Origin of the sequence: Clostridium tarantellae, assembly GCF_009295725.1 — a bacterium.
Taxonomy (GTDB): domain Bacteria; phylum Bacillota; class Clostridia; order Clostridiales; family Clostridiaceae; genus Sarcina; species Sarcina tarantellae.
The window spans coordinates 1-2478 of sequence record NZ_WHJC01000397.1; the positions used below are offsets into that span (position 1 = coordinate 1).

The window sequence follows — 2478 nt, forward strand, 5'->3', positions numbered from 1 at the left end:
ATAATAATAAATATGCTAGTGAACATAGAGAAGAAAAGTTACCCTTTTTAATTTATTCACATAATTCTCTTATACGAAGGAAACTAGGGAATGTGGATATGAAGCTTCAAGAAAATAAAGCCATTAATTTAAATCTATCAGCACCTAAAATAAATGGTATTATAATAAAACCTGGAGAAACCTTTTCTTTTTGGAAGTTAGTAGGTTCTTGTAATGAAAGAAAAGGTTATAAAGAAGGACTTACTATTCAAAATGGTACAGCTAAGAAGGGCTTAGGTGGAGGTATGTGTCAATTTACTAATTTACTTCATTGGATGATTTTACATAGTCCTTTAGAAATTATAGAGCATCACCATCATAATGAATTTGATTTGTTTCCTGATTTTAATAGAGTTATTCCTTTTGGTACAGGCACTTCCATAGTATTTAATTATTTAGATTATAGATTTACTAATAACACAGGGAATACCTATCAAATAATTACCTATACAACAGACAAGCATCTGTGTGGAGAATTACGTGCATTAAATGAAGAAAAATATTCTTATCACATAATTGAAAAGAATCTACACTTTATAAAGGTTGGACAAAATTATTATAGAAAAAATAAAATTTTTAGAAAAGTTATAGATAAATATACTGGCAATGTTAACTCTGAAGAAATTATTATAGAAAATAACTCTAAAGTATTATATGATAGTGCTTATATAAAAAAAGAACTTATAAAGAATTAATTAATAAATTTATAATATTTTTTCGTTATAAGGAAAAAAATAATAAATATTTAAAAGTTGAGTTCACCATATATTGGTGATAAAATTTAAATGAAATGTTTAATAGGAGATGATTAAATGAAAAAAGTAATATTATTAAGTGGAAGTCCTAAAGAAGATGGAAACTGTGCTCAAGTTCTTGATGAATGTGCTAAAGTAATAAAAGAAAATGGAGTTGAAGCAGAGGTAGTTTCTCTTGCTCATATGGATTTAAAAGATTGTATGTATGGAGATGGAAACTATAATGATGGTTTTGAAAAAATAATAGAAAAAATAAAAAATGCTCAAGGTTTAATTGTAGCATCACCAGTATATTGGGGAACAGCTCGTGGTGAAGTTATGATAGCTCTTCAAAGAATTGCTATGGCATCTAAGCAACAAGGAAATTTCTTATCAAGAATGGTAGGTGGTCCTATTGCTGTAGCTAGAAGGGGTGGAAGCACTTCAACTATTCAAGAAATGCTTATGTTCTATTTTATAAATGATATGATAGTTCCTGGCTCAACTTATTGGAATATAGTATTTGGAAAAGAGCCTGGTGAAGCTTTACAAGATGAAGAAGGAATAAAGACTGTTAAAAGATTCTCTGAAAATGTAGCTTATTTAATAAACAAAATGTATTAATTTGAAAAAATGTATTAATTTTTTTAAATTAATACATTTTTTAATTTACACTATTTTAAATAAATGTTTATTTTTAAAGCTTTAAGCACATTTTGAATATTATTAAATATACAAGTTTTATAATTAGGTCCTCCCCCAGACATAAGAAGACCTATAGCTTCATCTTTTTCATTTAGTATTATAGAACCAGAATCTCCCCCTTTATTATAAAGCCCTGCTAACACTTGATCTTTAAAAAAAGCAGTCTTTCCATTATCATATTTAACATTAGCCGTTGTACCAACTGTTACTATTTTTCCCTTAGTTAATCCACTGGTTGTACCAACTTTTTTAATATTTTCATTTAATACGGGAGCTGCAACTCCTTTTATTGCTCCTACTAAAGCTATTTTATTGCTTTTTAAGGATGGATTTGTAATCTCAGCAATAGCTGCATCCACATAATTTTCTGGTACAGCAGATCCACTTTTAAAATATAAAGGAATAAAATCACTTAATGTAGCTACAAAATCCTCAGGATATTTTCCTTTATCATCACCACCAGGTTGTATAAACTTTGCTCCAATAGGAAAGTCATTATAGCCTGCTAGAACATGATTATTACTTAAAACATAGTATTTAGACCCTCTAGTAACAACACACCCTATAGTTCCAGTGGAATTTGTAGAATTTATAACACTTATGCCATATCCTCCTTCTAGGGGTCTTTTTCTCTGTGGCAAACCTGTAGGTGCAGTTCCTAAAAATACATTTTCACTATTTTCAGTACTTTCTCTATTTTTACTACCTACTTCAATAACATCAGTTTTTATATTTTTATAGTCTCTTGGAATCATAGAACAACAATTTAATGAATCACTAGACACCTTTTTTTCCACTAAAACATGTATACTTAATTCATTTGTCATACATTCATTAATACACTTATAGCCCATTCCTACACCAACTACATGTGGCAACCTCATTAAATAATGATAATCATTTCTTGATATATCTAATATGGCACTACTTAATAAACTATTCATTTTATTTCCTCCATACTTCATATATTTACCAATAAATATATGGTTCCTTATTAAAT

The 2478-nt window shown here is 28.4% G+C and carries 3 protein-coding genes; 2 read left to right on the plus strand and 1 reads right to left on the minus strand.

Annotated features, from left to right (window positions below; translation table 11 throughout):
- Together GBZ86_RS14910 and GBZ86_RS14915 are read left to right on the plus strand one after the other, a co-directional pair.
- Window positions 1-734: VanW family protein (locus GBZ86_RS14910; RefSeq protein ID WP_152891959.1), on the plus strand; the 734-nt coding region annotated here is incomplete at its 5' end.
- A gap of 117 nt (window positions 735-851) precedes the next feature.
- The gene (locus GBZ86_RS14915; RefSeq protein ID WP_152891961.1) at window positions 852-1397 is read left to right on the plus strand and encodes a flavodoxin family protein; all 546 of its coding nucleotides are present in this window, start codon (window positions 852-854) and stop codon (window positions 1395-1397) included.
- Window positions 1398-1447: 50 nt separating this feature from the next.
- Here the strand turns inward: GBZ86_RS14915 and GBZ86_RS14920 are convergent, their stop codons facing one another.
- Window positions 1448-2422 (minus strand): chymotrypsin family serine protease, encoded by a 975-nt coding sequence (locus GBZ86_RS14920; protein WP_152891962.1) that lies wholly within the window; start codon window positions 2420-2422, stop codon window positions 1448-1450.
- Window positions 2423-2478 lie beyond the last annotated feature (56 nt).

What these genes read in the sequence shown, in the direction of transcription:
- GBZ86_RS14915 (WP_152891961.1), top strand. Translation starts at nt 852, where the DNA reads ATGAAAAAAGTAATATTATTAAGTGGAAGTCCTAAAGAAGATGGAAAC.
- GBZ86_RS14920 (WP_152891962.1), bottom strand. Translation starts at nt 2,422, where the DNA reads ATGAATAGTTTATTAAGTAGTGCCATATTAGATATATCAAGAAATGAT.